Origin of the sequence: Buttiauxella noackiae ATCC 51607 (assembly GCF_001654865.1) — a bacterium.
Classification (GTDB): Bacteria; Pseudomonadota; Gammaproteobacteria; order Enterobacterales; family Enterobacteriaceae; genus Buttiauxella; species Buttiauxella noackiae.
On record NZ_LXEO01000101.1, the window covers coordinates 1 to 215 of the forward strand.

1 protein-coding gene is annotated in these 215 nt (G+C 40.5%); it reads left to right on the top strand.

Features of this window, described 5'->3' with window-relative positions:
* Positions 1–19: 19 nt before the first annotated feature.
* On the top strand, positions 20–215 hold a 196-nt coding region (locus M979_RS22285; RefSeq protein WP_483413603.1), incomplete at its 3' end, for a family 4 glycosyl hydrolase.

The following is a 215-nucleotide window of genomic DNA, read 5'->3' on the forward strand; positions in this document are numbered from 1 at the left end:
TACTTGTACCGGAGTTCCTATGAGTAAAAAATTGAAAGTCGTCACAATTGGTGGTGGGAGCAGTTATACCCCTGAATTACTCGAAGGTTTTATTAAACGTTACGATGAATTGCCGATTAGTGAATTATGGCTGGTTGATGTCGAAGCCGGTAAAGAGAAACAAGATATTATCTTTGATCTTTGCTTACGCATGATTGAACGCGCAGGTGTACCGA